At 41.5% G+C, this 14,057-nt stretch carries 18 protein-coding genes; 3 read left to right on the top strand and 15 right to left on the bottom strand.

Features of this window, described 5'->3' with window-relative positions; translation table 11 throughout:
- Positions 1–122 precede the first annotated feature (122 nt).
- Positions 123–890 carry a class I SAM-dependent methyltransferase gene (locus EQO05_RS09020; RefSeq protein ID WP_128505761.1) on the bottom strand — a complete coding sequence of 256 codons (768 nt, stop codon included), beginning with the start codon at positions 888–890 and terminating at the stop codon, positions 123–125.
- Positions 891–1,126: 236 nt separating this feature from the next.
- Between EQO05_RS09020 and EQO05_RS09025 the strand changes: the two genes are divergently transcribed.
- The gene (locus EQO05_RS09025; protein WP_128505763.1) at positions 1,127–1,816 is read left to right on the top strand and encodes a 4Fe-4S binding protein; all 690 of its coding nucleotides are present in this window, start codon (positions 1,127–1,129) and stop codon (positions 1,814–1,816) included.
- A 72-nt stretch (positions 1,817–1,888) separates the two neighbouring features.
- Positions 1,889–2,317 carry a nucleotidyltransferase domain-containing protein gene (locus EQO05_RS09030; RefSeq protein WP_240664521.1) on the top strand — a complete coding sequence of 143 codons (429 nt, stop codon included), beginning with the start codon at positions 1,889–1,891 and terminating at the stop codon, positions 2,315–2,317.
- Between the two features lie 125 nt (positions 2,318–2,442).
- Here the strand turns inward: EQO05_RS09030 and EQO05_RS09035 are convergent, their stop codons facing one another.
- The 5 genes from EQO05_RS09035 to EQO05_RS09055 form a co-directional block, all read right to left on the bottom strand.
- Positions 2,443–2,640, bottom strand: coding sequence for a type II toxin-antitoxin system VapC family toxin (locus tag EQO05_RS09035; RefSeq protein ID WP_128505767.1), 198 nt, complete (start codon positions 2,638–2,640; stop codon positions 2,443–2,445).
- 179 nt (positions 2,641–2,819) lie between these two features.
- Positions 2,820–3,059 carry an antitoxin VapB family protein gene (locus EQO05_RS09040; protein WP_128505769.1) on the bottom strand — a complete coding sequence of 80 codons (240 nt, stop codon included), beginning with the start codon at positions 3,057–3,059 and terminating at the stop codon, positions 2,820–2,822.
- A gap of 39 nt (positions 3,060–3,098) precedes the next feature.
- A complete protein-coding gene (locus EQO05_RS09045) occupies positions 3,099–4,388 on the bottom strand; it encodes a nitrous oxide reductase family maturation protein NosD (RefSeq protein ID WP_164888519.1) in 1,290 nt (429 codons plus the stop codon).
- A gap of 462 nt (positions 4,389–4,850) precedes the next feature.
- The gene (fpoO, locus tag EQO05_RS09050; RefSeq protein WP_128505773.1) at positions 4,851–5,216 is read right to left on the bottom strand and encodes a F420H2 dehydrogenase subunit FpoO; all 366 of its coding nucleotides are present in this window, start codon (positions 5,214–5,216) and stop codon (positions 4,851–4,853) included.
- Between the two features lie 497 nt (positions 5,217–5,713).
- Positions 5,714–6,274 carry a hypothetical protein gene (locus EQO05_RS09055; protein ID WP_128505775.1) on the bottom strand — a complete coding sequence of 187 codons (561 nt, stop codon included), beginning with the start codon at positions 6,272–6,274 and terminating at the stop codon, positions 5,714–5,716.
- Between the two features lie 588 nt (positions 6,275–6,862).
- On the opposite strand from EQO05_RS09055, the gene EQO05_RS09060 reads away from it, so the two are divergent.
- Positions 6,863–7,108, top strand: coding sequence for a hypothetical protein (locus tag EQO05_RS09060; protein WP_128505777.1), 246 nt, complete (start codon positions 6,863–6,865; stop codon positions 7,106–7,108).
- A gap of 57 nt (positions 7,109–7,165) precedes the next feature.
- Here EQO05_RS09060 and EQO05_RS09065 read toward each other — a convergent pair whose 3' ends face one another.
- From EQO05_RS09065 to EQO05_RS16130, 9 genes are all read right to left on the bottom strand, one after another.
- Positions 7,166–7,432, bottom strand: coding sequence for a type II toxin-antitoxin system RelE/ParE family toxin (locus EQO05_RS09065; RefSeq protein WP_128505779.1), 267 nt, complete (start codon positions 7,430–7,432; stop codon positions 7,166–7,168).
- Between the two features lie 10 nt (positions 7,433–7,442).
- The gene (locus EQO05_RS09070) at positions 7,443–7,616 is read right to left on the bottom strand and encodes a type II toxin-antitoxin system prevent-host-death family antitoxin (protein WP_128505781.1); all 174 of its coding nucleotides are present in this window, start codon (positions 7,614–7,616) and stop codon (positions 7,443–7,445) included.
- Positions 7,617–7,847: 231 nt separating this feature from the next.
- Complete coding sequence (locus tag EQO05_RS09075) at positions 7,848–8,243, bottom strand: F420H2 dehydrogenase subunit FpoO (protein WP_128505783.1); 396 nt, start codon at positions 8,241–8,243, stop codon at positions 7,848–7,850.
- A gap of 13 nt (positions 8,244–8,256) precedes the next feature.
- Positions 8,257–9,702, bottom strand: a complete 1,446-nt coding sequence (fpoN, locus tag EQO05_RS09080) for a F(420)H(2) dehydrogenase subunit N (protein ID WP_128505785.1) — start codon at positions 9,700–9,702, stop codon at positions 8,257–8,259.
- A 3-nt stretch (positions 9,703–9,705) separates the two neighbouring features.
- Positions 9,706–11,193: a F(420)H(2) dehydrogenase subunit M gene (gene fpoM, locus EQO05_RS09085; protein ID WP_128505787.1), complete on the bottom strand. Its 1,488-nt coding sequence runs from the start codon at positions 11,191–11,193 to the stop codon at positions 9,706–9,708.
- Positions 11,193–13,211 carry a F420H2 dehydrogenase subunit FpoL gene (gene fpoL / locus EQO05_RS09090; protein WP_128505789.1) on the bottom strand — a complete coding sequence of 673 codons (2,019 nt, stop codon included), beginning with the start codon at positions 13,209–13,211 and terminating at the stop codon, positions 11,193–11,195. The genes fpoM and fpoL overlap by 1 nt, the downstream gene beginning before the upstream one ends.
- On the bottom strand, positions 13,205–13,507 hold the full coding sequence (gene fpoK, locus EQO05_RS09095) for a F420H2 dehydrogenase subunit FpoK (RefSeq protein ID WP_128505790.1): 303 nt from the start codon (positions 13,505–13,507) through the stop codon (positions 13,205–13,207). The genes fpoL and fpoK overlap by 7 nt, the downstream gene beginning before the upstream one ends.
- Positions 13,504–13,755 (bottom strand): F420H2 dehydrogenase subunit FpoJ, encoded by a 252-nt coding sequence (gene fpoJ / locus EQO05_RS16125; RefSeq protein WP_128505792.1) that lies wholly within the window; start codon positions 13,753–13,755, stop codon positions 13,504–13,506. Before fpoJ ends, fpoK begins: the two co-directional genes overlap by 4 nt.
- On the bottom strand, positions 13,745–13,999 hold the full coding sequence (locus tag EQO05_RS16130) for an NADH-quinone oxidoreductase subunit J (RefSeq protein WP_370273671.1): 255 nt from the start codon (positions 13,997–13,999) through the stop codon (positions 13,745–13,747). The genes fpoJ and EQO05_RS16130 overlap by 11 nt, the downstream gene beginning before the upstream one ends.
- Positions 14,000–14,057 lie beyond the last annotated feature (58 nt).

Here is a 14,057-nt window from a genome sequence, read left to right on the forward strand (position 1 = left end):
ATACAGATTAAACTAATAATTTATATATTAGCTGTCTCATTAATTTAATGATGTCTATTAATTATCTTTTGCATTCTTATATAATGTACAACATAAAAATAACGGCGTAACCCATTATTATTTTACATCTTTTTCCCAATATAAAATACATATCCATAATACTGTTTGTATTTTGAATACAAGTCTGCCTCACGCCTCATAAATGCAATCATATCCTCAACTGTTTTATTTCCCGCATGTTTTTTCAAGAATTCCTCTTGCCTTGCTTTTTGCGGAATAAAATAATTGTCTATCCAACAATTTTCAGGCAGCGTAAATGCGGCAACAGGAATATAACCTGTTTTTTGCATGATGGAAATATTATACCCTATTGTGCCAATTTCAGGAACTGCGTCCAACCACCACTTCTCGATTTCAGCGGGACGTTCATCGGTAAACCATGACTCATATGTTACGGCAATATAACCATCTTTTTTAAGGAAGCCTTTCCAGTGATTCAAGCCTTTTTCAAAACCTATATTGGCAATAGCCCCCTCAGACCATATAAGATCAAATTCGTCATTCTGAAATGGCAAATTATCCATTGAACCGACAATACCTTTTACCCTGTTCTGCAAACCAAGTTTTTCGGCTGTTGCGTTAAGTTTATCAATCGAGCCGGCGTAAAGATCGAGGGCGGTGACGGTTGCTTCTGTATTTTGTGCCAGAACCATTGTTTGAAAGCCTGTGCCGCAGCCTAAATCGGCAATTTTTGTTTTGTTTGAAAGATTTCTGATAAAACTTAATGCCCTGATGGTTTCTTCGAGGCTGCCAGGTCCCTGCCGTTCAAGCTCTGTGAAAAATTCATTGATGAGGGCAAAATCAAATTCTTGGATTGTTATTTCTTCCATTGTCATACTCCTTATCTTCTAATCATACCTTCTTTTCCATTAAACTAGTGATACATCTTAACTGTCTCTTCATTTATTATATGTCTCTTTATATTTACACGAAACCAGAACCTGTAAATAGAGAAATCTCTCAAAGGAAAAGAAACAGAATAACAAAATTATAATCGCTAAGAGAAAATAAAAGAGAAAAAATTGAGTTTAAATTTAATAGAAACCTGATCTTAAAAGGAGATAACATGAGGGAGATCGCTCTTAGAAAAAAGATAGAAGATACTGCTTCTGGAATGAATGCGGATTTTGTCGGTATTGCCAATGCAGGTTGCTTTGAAAACCCTGAATATACCGGAAACAAACCTCAAGATGTGATGGCAAGCGTGCAGTCAATTATAATCCTGGGAGTCGGCGTGCCAAAAGGTGCTTTTGATACCCTTCCAGCCGGGAGGGCAGAATATACCAATACCCTTATGGCAGCGACAGCAACCCTACGGATAGCTGCATTCCAAATTGCTAAAATCATTGAAAAGGAAGGATACCGGGCAACTATCGTGCCCACCGAAGGAAGCGAATTCGGGTACTGGTATGCTGACCGCAAAACCCTCAAAGCAAACCTTTCCATCAAATATGCCGCATACCATGCAGGTCTGGGAAATTTCGGCATGAATCATCTCCTTATTACAAAAGATTTCGGTCCCAGGGTTCGAATGACCGCAATACTGACAGATGCCCCGCTGGAAAGAGAAGAAAAAGGTGATTTGCTGCCATTTATTAACGAAAAATGCAGCAGCTGCATGAAATGTATTGAAGTGTGCCCGGCTGGCGCTATTTCCCAAAATGGTGAGATTGACAGGGAGAAGTGTGCACAGTATATGTTTAATGTACTTGGAGGCTTACGCTGCGGGCTTTGTGTTAAAGTCTGCCCGATGTAACTGATATCTGAGAGAATATATTTGAAAGAATAAAACATAAATAGCAATGAAATGATCTCTGAGCTTTATAAGTTGGAGAAAGAAACTCTAATTTCCAGACTTGCAGAGTTTTTTAAAACTCAAGAACATGTGGAACTTGCATACCTTTTTGGCTCAACAGCCAAAGATCACAGGGGACCTTTAAGCGATATTGATCTCGGAGTTTTCCTTTCAAGCAGTGTTACTAAAAGGGAAAGGATACAGAAAAGTCTGGAAATAACAGCGGAGCTTGCAAGTTTTCTTAAAACGGACAGAATTGATCTTGTTGTTATGAACGATGCATCATCTGTTATTAATTTTGAAATTATAAAACCCAATATCCCGGTATTTATCAGAGATGCAGGCTTTAAAATTAATATAGAGCAGGAGATAATGTCAAGATATCTGGACAGAAGGTACCATGAAAACCTCCTTAACAGAGTTTTCTTAGAAAGGATTCAGGAGAAGGGGGGTTTTGAATAAACCACAATAAGCGTAGAGTTGATGCTGCTGTGAACTTATTATCTTTCTATCTTAAAAAATTGGACTTGTTTAGGGTCGCATTAAGGTTTAAAAGAAAGTTTTTAACTGCTTTTTTTAATTGCTTATCAGTAACTTATAATTTCAAGCTCTGGCACTTCTTTGAAGTGACTATCTCTGGTAACTATTCTCTCGCCATGAAGTAATGTGATAGCAGCTATGAGTTCATCAAAGGCTCCAATAGCCTTTCCCCTTGAGAGCAAATTTGCAGAGAGGGAAGCAAAGACTTCATAGACTGATTCTTCGAGTTCCAGAACCTGAAACATTCCAGAAGCTTTTTGATTTCTTTCAGGTTTTGATCCGTCTTTCTGGATATATATACTCCCCGATACAGTTCAAGTACATTAATCTCGGTAGTGCATAAGGGAACATCCTGAACTTTCATTTCAGCCAGCTTCTGGAGTGCCTCCTTATTTCCTCTTAATAGATCAACGATAAAAAAGTATCAAGCACCGGCATCAAGATCAACTTCCCTTATCTTTGCCTTTCTCATATCCCTGGAAGCTTTTTCGATTGCGTCCGCAAGTTCGGGATTGGGACCTATCTCTGCGAGAACTTCCGATAGTTTTCTTTTTCTGGGATAGTACTTGAGGATCACATCCGAGAAGCTATCTTTTTCTGAGGTTTTGAGGCTTTTGAGTTTCTCGTAGGCCTCTTCACTTATGCTGATCGTTCGAGTTGGCATGATATTATTTGTGAATGTATGTGCATTTATATATGTATTTTATACCCAGGATGCAACTGCAGAAATCACAGAACTAATAAAAGATTTATTTTCTATATCCTCATCCTCAATCTCATTTTTAAAAGTACGATTCTGAGGATTATCCGGTAAATGATCCATATCTGAATTTCCAATATTACCTCTCAAAGTGTTACTATTTGAGCCAGCAAGTTCAAAGCCATGTTCCCTGTTCGAATTTGCAATGTTGTCAGTTAGAATGTTATCTTTTGAACTCCCCAGATCAATTCCTGCATACATGTTTGAATTTGCAATATTATTGTTTAGCAAACTGTTACTGCAATTAAATAATTTAATTCCACCACCATTGTGATTTACAATATTTCCAGTTACTTTATTTTGTATAGAAGAACTTAAAGCTATACCATTATCTTCATTAAAATTTGCAGTGTTGTTATTCAATTCAGTGTTTGTTGATTCATGAACATCAAATCCAATACCATTAGAATTTGCCACGTTGTTACTTAAGTGATTATCAGTGGATGCAACTATTGCAATGCCGAACATATTATTAATTGCAATATTATTCAACCCACTGTTATTATCCGAGTTAACCAGAATGATTCCAACGGCGTTATTTGATAGGATGTTGCTGTCAAACCTTGAATTGCTTGTATTAAATAAAGCAATGCTCTGGGAGTTGTTTTGGAGAATCTGATCTTTTATTGTCATATTCTGGCAGTTGATGCAATAAATGGCTCCAGCATTTAAGGTAGAATTTAGAGTAATATTCGAAGCATTTACAAGATAATAGATAGGTTTTCCATTTACAGTATTGGTAGTATCGATATTGTTCTGCATACTAGCATTTCTATATGCAACATAAATTTCAAAATTATATGTATTGTTGACAATTGTGTTATTAATAAGCGTATTGTTGCTTGCAAGCTCACTGTCATCTGGAGACAATCGGATTCCTGACCAGCTATTGTCTGATGCTGTGTTATTGATCAGTATATTGTTTTTAGCAGCATTCCAGAGATGAATTCCTACCGCATTAGCCTGTAAATGGTTGTTTGCAATAGTGTTATATTGCACACTGTCCAGATAAATTCCACTTCCTGAGCTAGAATTTTTCAAACCAAAACCTTTAATGGTCACGTTATTCGCGGTTACATGGAAAACATGATCATATGGATGAAGAGCTTGAATTATTGTATCTTCCGGATTTCCCGACTTTGAGACTATTGCTAGCTTCTTATTTACATCTACGTTTTCAATATATGTTCCTTTATCAACAAGTATTGTATCTCCATCACTCGAATTATCCACAGCTTGCTGTATAGAGGTATAATTTTCATTTCCACTGTTATCAACAGTAATTGTATCCGCCGCAACGGTATTTGCATATATTACCAGAAAAGAAAATGCAATTATAAAGTAGATTTTAAAGTGCAGCTATACCCCTTCTGTAGTGCTTTAATTATCATTTGTTTTTTTGCTATAAAACATTAGTGAACTAGTTGGCTAAATACATTAGTAATTTTCACTTTTAGTTGGAATAAATACTAAAAAATCGTTAAAGAAGATAATTCCGCAACTTATGTAAATCAGTTAATTGACATTGATATTAAGATAGTACACAAGGGCGATCATTAAATGACAAAAAACAAAAATAAATAAATGTATACCATTACAAGATTAAATTAACAGTTTGCTCATTGAATTTTAATAATAACAATCAATTAAAAAATAGAAAAGAAATAAAGCCGCAAAATGCAGTTTTACTTAAATTTAATGCTCATGAACATGCTCGTGCCCGTATTCACAAGCCGAACGCTCGATCTGCTCTCTTTTGAACCTGATATAAGTCTCATTGATGGATTCCAAGCAGTTTGTGCAGACATTTACATCTTTTTTTACGATTCCTTTTGAGAAATCGGGAATCTGGATTTCCACGGGGTAAACCCTGCCTTTTCTACCGCACAGAACGCATTTGTTTCTCCTGCAGGAGAGTTCGTCTTTGTCAATGCTTAGATAGGTTTTCTGGGCGGAATCGAGGCAGGTCTCACAAAGCTCTTTCCAGGCACCGTTTGAGTAAATGAATTTATGGAAGAGACGAAAGACTCTAACAGGGATACAACCTGATTTTGGATTCAAAAATGATAATTTAAATAACCAAACTAGATAAAATATTAAAAATAATCTAGTAAATAGAAAAATTTTGTGAAAAACTCTGTTAGTTAGGACATTAACCAAACTGTTTATAACCCAACTGTTTAATATTTTATAAATTGATGAGAAGAGCTATATTCGAGAAGTTTTTCTTCTTCTCTTAATGCTAATACATACTAACATGCCAGAAAGGATATCATATCTGGTTGGCCTTAGCATACACTACGTAGAAATTGAGGTGGAACCCTTATGTAAGTAAAAAGTAAATGGAAATATTTTTACTGAGTAGTTGACTCAAATGGAGATATAATTGATTTCCATTTGTATTCGGTTAAGGAATCTGTTAACTATAAAGTGGCTACTTAAAATTTTTATGCATCTCGATTTAATCAAAAAGTATACATAAAATCACATAAAAAATAACATATTTACTACAGATAGTATGCTAATCGATGACAAATGAATTGATTTCATGAGATTCATTACGTTATCGCACGGAGCAAAAATGCTAACCCCATAATTGGCATCACTACTAGCCAATAAATCACATAGAGTATCGCGAGACTCGAATACATTGTAGAAGTACCATAAAGTGCTCCTTCTATTAAAATCTCCAAGACTGCTAAAAAAAGAGAAAATATAGAAATAATACTCGCTATAGATGAAACTGCAAGATATGCTGTCATTGAGTAAGGACGTTTATGTAAAGATAAAAAGACCAGTACCGAGAATGGAGACAGTAACGCTAGAAGAACAATAACGATTGGTGTTACAATCTGTATAAGAGATGCTCCAACACTAACTTCCCAAAAACATAAGATAGCTATTAAAAGTAGTGAAATGCAAAACGGAATAGCTAGATACCATCTGGGTAGCACTTTTCTTGCTTCCAACAAAAAAAGCATGGAACCGAAAAGAGAGATAATGCTCATTAATCCTGCAAGGACATATGCATCGTAACCATATCTGAAGTTGATTAATATAACTGCGATTGCAAGCATAAAAATTACAGACATCAATGATATTGCAATTCTTATTTTCATTAAATTTCTCCTTTGAGTTGTAAATTATATTGAAATGTTACAATATCGGTGTTTTTAATGAAAATTTTTTATTAAAATCTTGATCCATGCGCATTTACGAGACCAGATCAACTCCACCGTGAAAAAAATTCTGAAAATATTCAGATTTTACAAAAATCTATCTATTTTCCTACTTCTACAACATATATCTGGTACTGTAAAATCTTCGGGGGATGAGAATTTTTTCCAGTTAGCGTTGGACCTATGAATGTGTCCATCCCCCGAAGACTTTACAGAACCACTTTCTCCATACAACTGTATAAATTTTTTGTTATAAATTATTTATGGACAAGTTAAACAACTGCTTGATGGAAATCGACTCTTAAATCGAAATATATACTAAGAAAATAGACAAAAAATATAATTATTCAACCTACCTAAAATTAGCTTGTTGACATTGATTTTGACATAGCAGATGAGTATAGTTACTAAATTACGAAAAAAGGAAAATATCAAACCAACAATTGGAGAATTTAATTCACGGAAGTTTATCTATTGAATTTTAAATAGTTATTTCAAAAAAATAAGAAAAGAAATAAAGCTGCAAAAATGCAGCTTTACTTAAATTCAGTGCTCATGCACGTGCTCGTGTCCGTGTATACGACCCTCTTCATGGGCTTCCTCAAGTTGTTCTCTTTTAAACTTGATATAAGCCTCATTTATGGATTCCAGGCACACCGAGCAAACCGGAGCATCCTTTTTTACGAGCCCTTTTTAAAAACTGTGGATCTGCAGTTCAACAGGAGTAACTCCGCCTTTTCTTCCGCAAAGGGAACACTTGCCTCACCTGATTAAATAAGCGGAATATGTGTTGGAATGTATTAAGAAAAAAGAACTAGGACTGAAAATGATTCACAATCCACGATAAGCAGAACGCCTATTTCTCACGTAAAAAATGGTTACACTCTTCGTTTTGTGCACTACTTCATATATTATTCTGTAATCTCCCACCCGAACACGATACAGATGTTCAGCACCGGACAGTTTTTTTGAATCGGATGGAAGAGGCACATCTGCAAGCTCCTCAATCTTTTCGAGTATATCAGGAAGCCTGTCTTTTGGCACTCTCTTTAAATCTTTCTCTACACTGGCCTTGAAATCGATTGTATAAGCTGCCATCGCTCTGAACTTACAGTCTTCGTTTCATCTCTTCAAGACTAAAAGTCTTCTCGTTACGTCTCTCTGCAACGATAGCTAGATCATGGAGATCCTCTTTCATTTTTTCATATTCCTCAATAGGAAGAATTATTGCCACTTTTTCCCCATGCTCATTAACAACGTATTGTCCATGTGTAATGGTCACATAATCACCTTTTTCAGGAAAAATCCCAAAATCTTTTTTATACGCATTTATCTTCCTTTCATGTATAACCTTTTTTCGTCCACTAATCCTAGAGGAAAAATCACTTTCTCAAATTAAGGTATTTCATAGCAACTTTAAGAATCAACACTGGAAGACGCCGCAGACACCTTCAGAAGAAAGCCTGCTAAAAAAAGAAATAAAATAAAGCCGCAAACGCAGCTTTACTTAAACTCAATGCTCGTGAACGTGCTCATGCCCGTGTATTCTGCCCTCTTCATGAGCCTGCTCGATCTGTTCTCTCTTGAACTTAATATAAGCCGTATTGACCTCTTCCAGGCAAATTGTGCAGACATTTGCTTCTCTTTTTACAATTCCTTTTGAGAAATCAGGGACCTGAAGTTCCACAGGGTAAACCCTGCCTTTTCTTCCGCATAGAGCACATTTGTTTCTCCTGCAGGAGAGTTCTTCTTTGTCAATGCTAATATAGGTTTTCTGGGCGGAATCGAGGCAGGTTTCACAGAGCCCTTTCCAGACACCTTCAGGATAGGCGAATTTGAGAAGGGGAGGGAAAGCACGGACCGGGTTAACGGTCGGGAGTGCACGTCCGCAAAGATCGCAATCTGTCATTTCTCATACCTCCTTAGATCAACACCTGTGCTGCATCCATTGCCCACTGCAGGAAGGGTTCAGGCCAGAAGCCCATAATCAGCACGCCGGCTACTGCAATCAGGAGAGATGCTGCATATGGGAAAGGCATTCCTATTTTTTTTCCTTCAGGGGGCAGGAAATACATGTATCTTACAAGCCGTGCATAATAGAACAGCGAAAGGGCACTGTTCAGGACTGCGATTACTGCAAGCCATGCCATACCTGCTTCAATGGCTGAAGAGAAGAGCACCAGCTTTGCCATAAAACCTGCAGTCTGGGGGATACCTGCAAGCGCAAAGACGAAAACCGTCATTGAGAGAGCAGCCAGTGGCATTGTTTTTCCAAGACCCCTGAAGCTGTCAAGATGGTCAGGAACATCCAGGTTCCCTGTCCTTTGCGTGGTAATCATCCAGACAACGGTTGCGGTTGCAATAAATGCTCCTCCTTTCATAAAGGCGTGGGCAAGGGTATAGAAGATTCCGCCTGTAAGCGCCATTGGGGTCATTACCACAAAAGCCATTGCAATATATCCTGCCTGGGCAAGGGAAGAGTAGGCAAGCATGCGTTTTACGCTGGTCTGGGATACTGCAACCACGTTTCCAAAGGTCATGGTTACGACTGCCAGGATCGCAAAGGCAAATTGCCAGTCAACCTGAAGAGCTGGAAGAGCCAGGATGAAAACCCTGAAAGCTGCCACAAAACCCATCTTTTTCGACCCGGCTGCAAGCAGGGAGGAAACGACTGATGGGGAGCCCTGGTAGGTATCCGGAGCCCACATGTGGAAAGGCACAAGCGCCATCTTGAAGCCGAAACCTGCAATAAGCAGCACGACGGCAACAATTCCTATAGGACTCTGAGCCAGGAAAGCGGCGTTTTCAGCAATCGCAGGAATACTGGTAGTGCCTGTTGCCCCATAGACGAAGGAGATTCCAAAGAGCATAAGCGCTGAAGAAACCGCGCCTATTACAAAGTACTTCATGGCGCCTTCGAGCGACTTTGCATTCTGCTTCTCAAAACCTGCAAGTGCAAAGGTTGCAAGACTTGCCAGCTCAAAGGCACAGAAGAGCAGGATCAGGTCGTTTGCTGATGCAACTACCATCATCCCGAAGGTTGCGAAGAGCACAAGGGTATAGAACTCTTCGGTATGGTCGCTGTTTTCATTATACTTGATTGAAGCAACCGAAACGATCAGTGCAACTGCCAGGAAGACCAGTTTGAAGAACTGGGAGAGTCCATCGATACTGACTGTATCGTAAAACATCAGAGCTACGGTCCCGAAACTCTGTATCGTCAGTACCAGAGCTGCAAGCACTCCCAGAGATGCAAGGTAACCCAGCACATTCTTGGTCCTGGGAGACATGAAGACTCCTATTAGCAGTATGATCAGGCCAGTTGCAACGACTGTGATTTCGGGTGCAAGTAACATGAAATTCACCATTTCTTACACCCCCAGGGCAGCCGCAAGGCTTACTATTGCTTCCGAATTCGTAATCATCATATTAAGCACCGGGCTCGGGTTCAGGCCGAAATAGAGCACGAGCAGGGCAATTGCCCCCATTGAAAAGACCTGAAGGGAATTAATATCGCTGACATCCCCGAGTTTCTCATTGTACACTCCGAACATTGCTCTCTGCATTGCCCAGAGGTGGTAACCTGCAGTAATCACTATTGCCAGCAGGGCAAACAGAACAAACCCTGGCAGGTTGACGTAGCTGAAGGTAAACACCAGGAACTCGGCAATAAAGCCGCTCAGACCTGGCAGGCCAAGGGATGCCATAAAGCCGACCATCATAACCACAGTCAGTTTCGGCATTTTCTTTGCAAGCCCTCCAAGGTTATTGATTATCCTTGTGCCTGCTGTGGTCTGGATTGCGCCTGCGGACATAAACAGGATGCTCATTATAAGCCCGTGGGAAAACTGCTGGAACATAGCACCTGAAACCGACAGGGCGATGAAGCCGGCCGAACCCAGAACGACGAATCCCATATGGCTCAGACTGGAGTAAGCTATCATGCGTTTGAGGTCTTTCTGCCTCAGAGCCACAAGCGCTCCGTAAACTATACTGAAAGCCCCGAGCAGACCCAGCATTGTAATCATAAGATCAGGGCTGCCAGTGTTAGGGAGCATGGGAAGTGAGATCCTGAAAAGCCCGTATCCTCCGATTTTGAGCAGGATAAAAAGTACGCTACCTGCGGTCGGGGCCTCGGTATAAGCATCCGGAAGCCAGGAGTGGAAGGGGAAGACCGGCAGCTTTGCCAGGAACCCGAATATGATCGAAAGGAAGATCGCATCCCTCAATAGCCCGGATTCGAAGAACTGGAACTGTGCAACCAGCTCTCTTATATCGAAGCTGGGAGCCCCGGTCTGCTGCCAGGAGGCGTAGAAGAGCCCGAAGATCCCGAGCAGCATTATCAGGGAGGCTACATGCGTGTAAATAAAGAACTTATACGACGCATGAACCCGCTTTTCTCCTCCCCAGATATTCACCATGAAGAAGAGAGGAATGAGGGTAAGCTCCCAGAAGATATAGAAGACCAGGAAGTCAAGAGCTACAAAGACTCCTATAACTGCAGCCTGCATGGTAAGGATGAGCCCGTAGAACCTGTTTGGGGCTTCCCGGTCTTCTTTCCAGCTGAAAAGGATCAGGAGCGGGATAACAATTGAATTCAGGAGGATGAGAGGCATGGAAATACCGTCTATTCCTACTGAATAGTTAACCCCTAGCGAGGGAATCCATTCCATAGACTCAAAGAACTGCATGGCAGCCGTATTGCTGTCAAAGTTCAGGTAAGCATACAGGGTAAGGCCGAGAGTCGCAAGGGACCCTAACAAGCCCAGTCCTGCAGCCTGTTTTTTCGTTTTTGTGAAAAAGGTCACGGCTGCGAAAATCAGCGGCACCAGAATCAACAATGATGCGACCGGCAGCATCAGAGTACCTCCATTATTAGTTTAACAAGTATTATTAGCAGGCTCACACCCACAATCACGGCAGCTGCATAAGTCTGGACAACTCCTGTCTGGACTCTCCGGAGCTCCTCACTTACCCCTACTGTAAGAATTCCAATTCCTTCCACGATGCTGTCAACTATCACATCAAGCACCTGCGTCAGGAGAGCAACGACTCCGTATACGATTCCGAGCGAGAAGAATTCGGTGTAGATTTCATGCTGGTAATAGCGTTTGTAGAGCAGCCTGTAAATCGGGTTTTTCATGGAAGCAATAGCCCCGAGTTTAATCATTCTCAGGTAATAGATCACAAAAGCGACTGCAAGCCCTGCAACTGCAACTATCAAAGGCATCCACAGAACAAGAAGAGGCTCATGACCTGCTGCCTCTACAAGCTCGTTTCCGCCGATGCCTGCAAGGCTTCCTATATCAACATTCACGAAACTATTGGCAAAGGTCTCTTCAAGGAAAGCCATGAACCCTGTCTGTGTCAGCCCTCCGAACACAAGGGCAAAGACTGCCAGAATGGAAAGGGGGATAGTCATAATGGCAGGGGATTCGTGCCCGTGATAGTTGCTTCTGGGCTTCCCTGTAAAGGTCATGAAAATTAGCCTGAAGATATAAACCGACGTGAGGAGAGCAGCTGCAATTGAGAACAGGTATGGGATCCAGTTGTTACTGTGTTCTCCGAAGAGGTAAGCAGCTTCAATAATTGCATCCTTTGAGAAGAAACCGCTTGTTCCCATTGAAGTGCCCGGAATTCCGAACCCTGCAAGAGCCAGGGCTGCAATTGCCATGGTTGCCGCTGTAATGGGCATTACCTTTCCTAAGCCTCCTAGCTCCCTCATGTCCTGGGTGCCTACTGCATGGATTATACTGCCTGCGCAGAGGAAGAGAAGAGCTTTGAAGAAAGCGTGATTGATAAGATGGAAAATGGAGATTCCGACTGCTTCAAGCCCGATTGTGGCACCAAGACCCAGGCCGAGCATCATGTATCCGAGCTGGCTGATGGTTGAGAAAGCAAGCACACGCTTGAGATCGTTCATTACAATGCCCATAGTGCCCGCAAAGAGTGCTGTGAAACCTCCGAGGTAGGCAACCACCATAAGGGAATCAGGGGCTGCAATAAACATAGGGAAGGTTCTTGCAACCAGGTAGACCCCGGCAGTAACCATTGTTGCAGCATGGATAAGGGCTGAAACGGTTGTCGGGCCTTCCATTGCATCAGGCAGCCAAACATGCAGGGGAAACTGCCCGGACTTTCCTACGGCTCCTCCGAAGAAGAGCAGGGTGATAATAGTAAGGTGGCTTACTTCAAAGCCGAAAATGTTTGCCTGAAGCGCAGACAGCTGGGGGATGTAGCTGAAGATTTCATCAAAACGGAGCAGGTATGTTCCGTCCTGGAAGCCTCCTGCGAGTCTCATTAGATCGGAGGTCAGTATGATTATCCCGGTAAGGAACATTACATCTCCGATCCTGGTTGTCAGGAAAGCTTTCTTGGCAGCGGCTGCAGCCGAGGGCTTCTCATACCAGAAGCCGATAAGGAGAAAGGAGCATAACCCGACAAGTTCCCAGGAAACGAAGAGCTGAAGGATATTATCCGAGAGCACAAGGGAAAGCATTGCCGCGGTAAAGAGTGCGGTTTCTGCAAAGTACCTGGGTTTTCCGGGATCATGAGACATATAACTGACTGCATAAATGTGGATAAGCAAGCTCACGAAGGAAACCATTGACAGCATTACCGCAGCCAGAGGATCAATCAAAATTCCGATATTGAGCACTGCAAACCAGGAATATGACTGGCTTACAACCTCTTCCGGATTTGCCAGCAGCCCGAGCGTAATCGCTAAAGAGATTACGAAGGAGGCAGCAATTGCCATAATAGGGACGATTGCACCACCTGATGGCATTTTCTTGCCGAAGAAGAAGGTGATTACAAAAGCCAATGCCGGAAGCAGGGGGATTAAAAATGCAAATTCTTCCAGTGCCGTTTTTACCACCTCAGGATGTTGAGCTCATCAAGATTGATCTTATCGTGCATTCTATAGATTGCCATGAAGATCGCAAACCCGACTGCTGCTTCGGCAGCTGCAAGTGCGATTGAGAACATGGCGAAAACCTGCCCGTCCAGGGTATTCGTGTAACTTGAGAAAGCTACAAGGTTCAGGTTTGCAGAGTTGAGCATGAGCTCAATGCACATAATTATCCTGATGCCGTTTTTATGTGTCATTACACCGTAGAGTCCGATTGAAAAGAGCAGGGCTGAAAGCCCAAGGTAAAAGCTTAAAGGGATCATTGGTTGCCCTCCCCTTTTGCCATGTAGATCGCTCCTATAAGAGATGCGAGCAGGACAATTGAAAGGACTTCGAAAGGCGCTACGAATTGAGTAAAGATCAGCATACCTATAGCCTCTATATTACTCTGGTCAGCAGGGTTTGCGGGAAGTTCGGAAACCGTATCCCAGGAAGTTCCAAAAGCTCCGACTACCACGACAGCTGTGAAGAGCAGGGCTACAAAAAAGGCTAAAAGCCGATCAGTCCGCACCGGGTTCACCCCCGATCTCACGTTTTGTAAGCATAACTGCAAAAAGAATCAGCACTCCGATTGCTCCTATATAAATCAGCACCTGGATGACTCCAAGGAACTGTGCGTTTAAGAGGATGTAGAGAGCTGCAACTCCGAACATGCACATGACCAGAGCAAGTCCAGCCCGGACAATATCCTTTGCGATTACTACGTAGATTGCAAAGAATACTGTGGCAACAGCAAGAAGCCCGAAAATAGCCATTTTAACAGCTGCTCCGATCGTCTCAAATCCAATCGTCTCAAGTCCGATCGTCTCAAGT

Origin of the sequence: Methanosarcina sp. MSH10X1 (genome assembly GCF_004099695.1) — an archaeon.
Lineage (GTDB): Archaea > Halobacteriota > Methanosarcinia > Methanosarcinales > Methanosarcinaceae > Methanosarcina.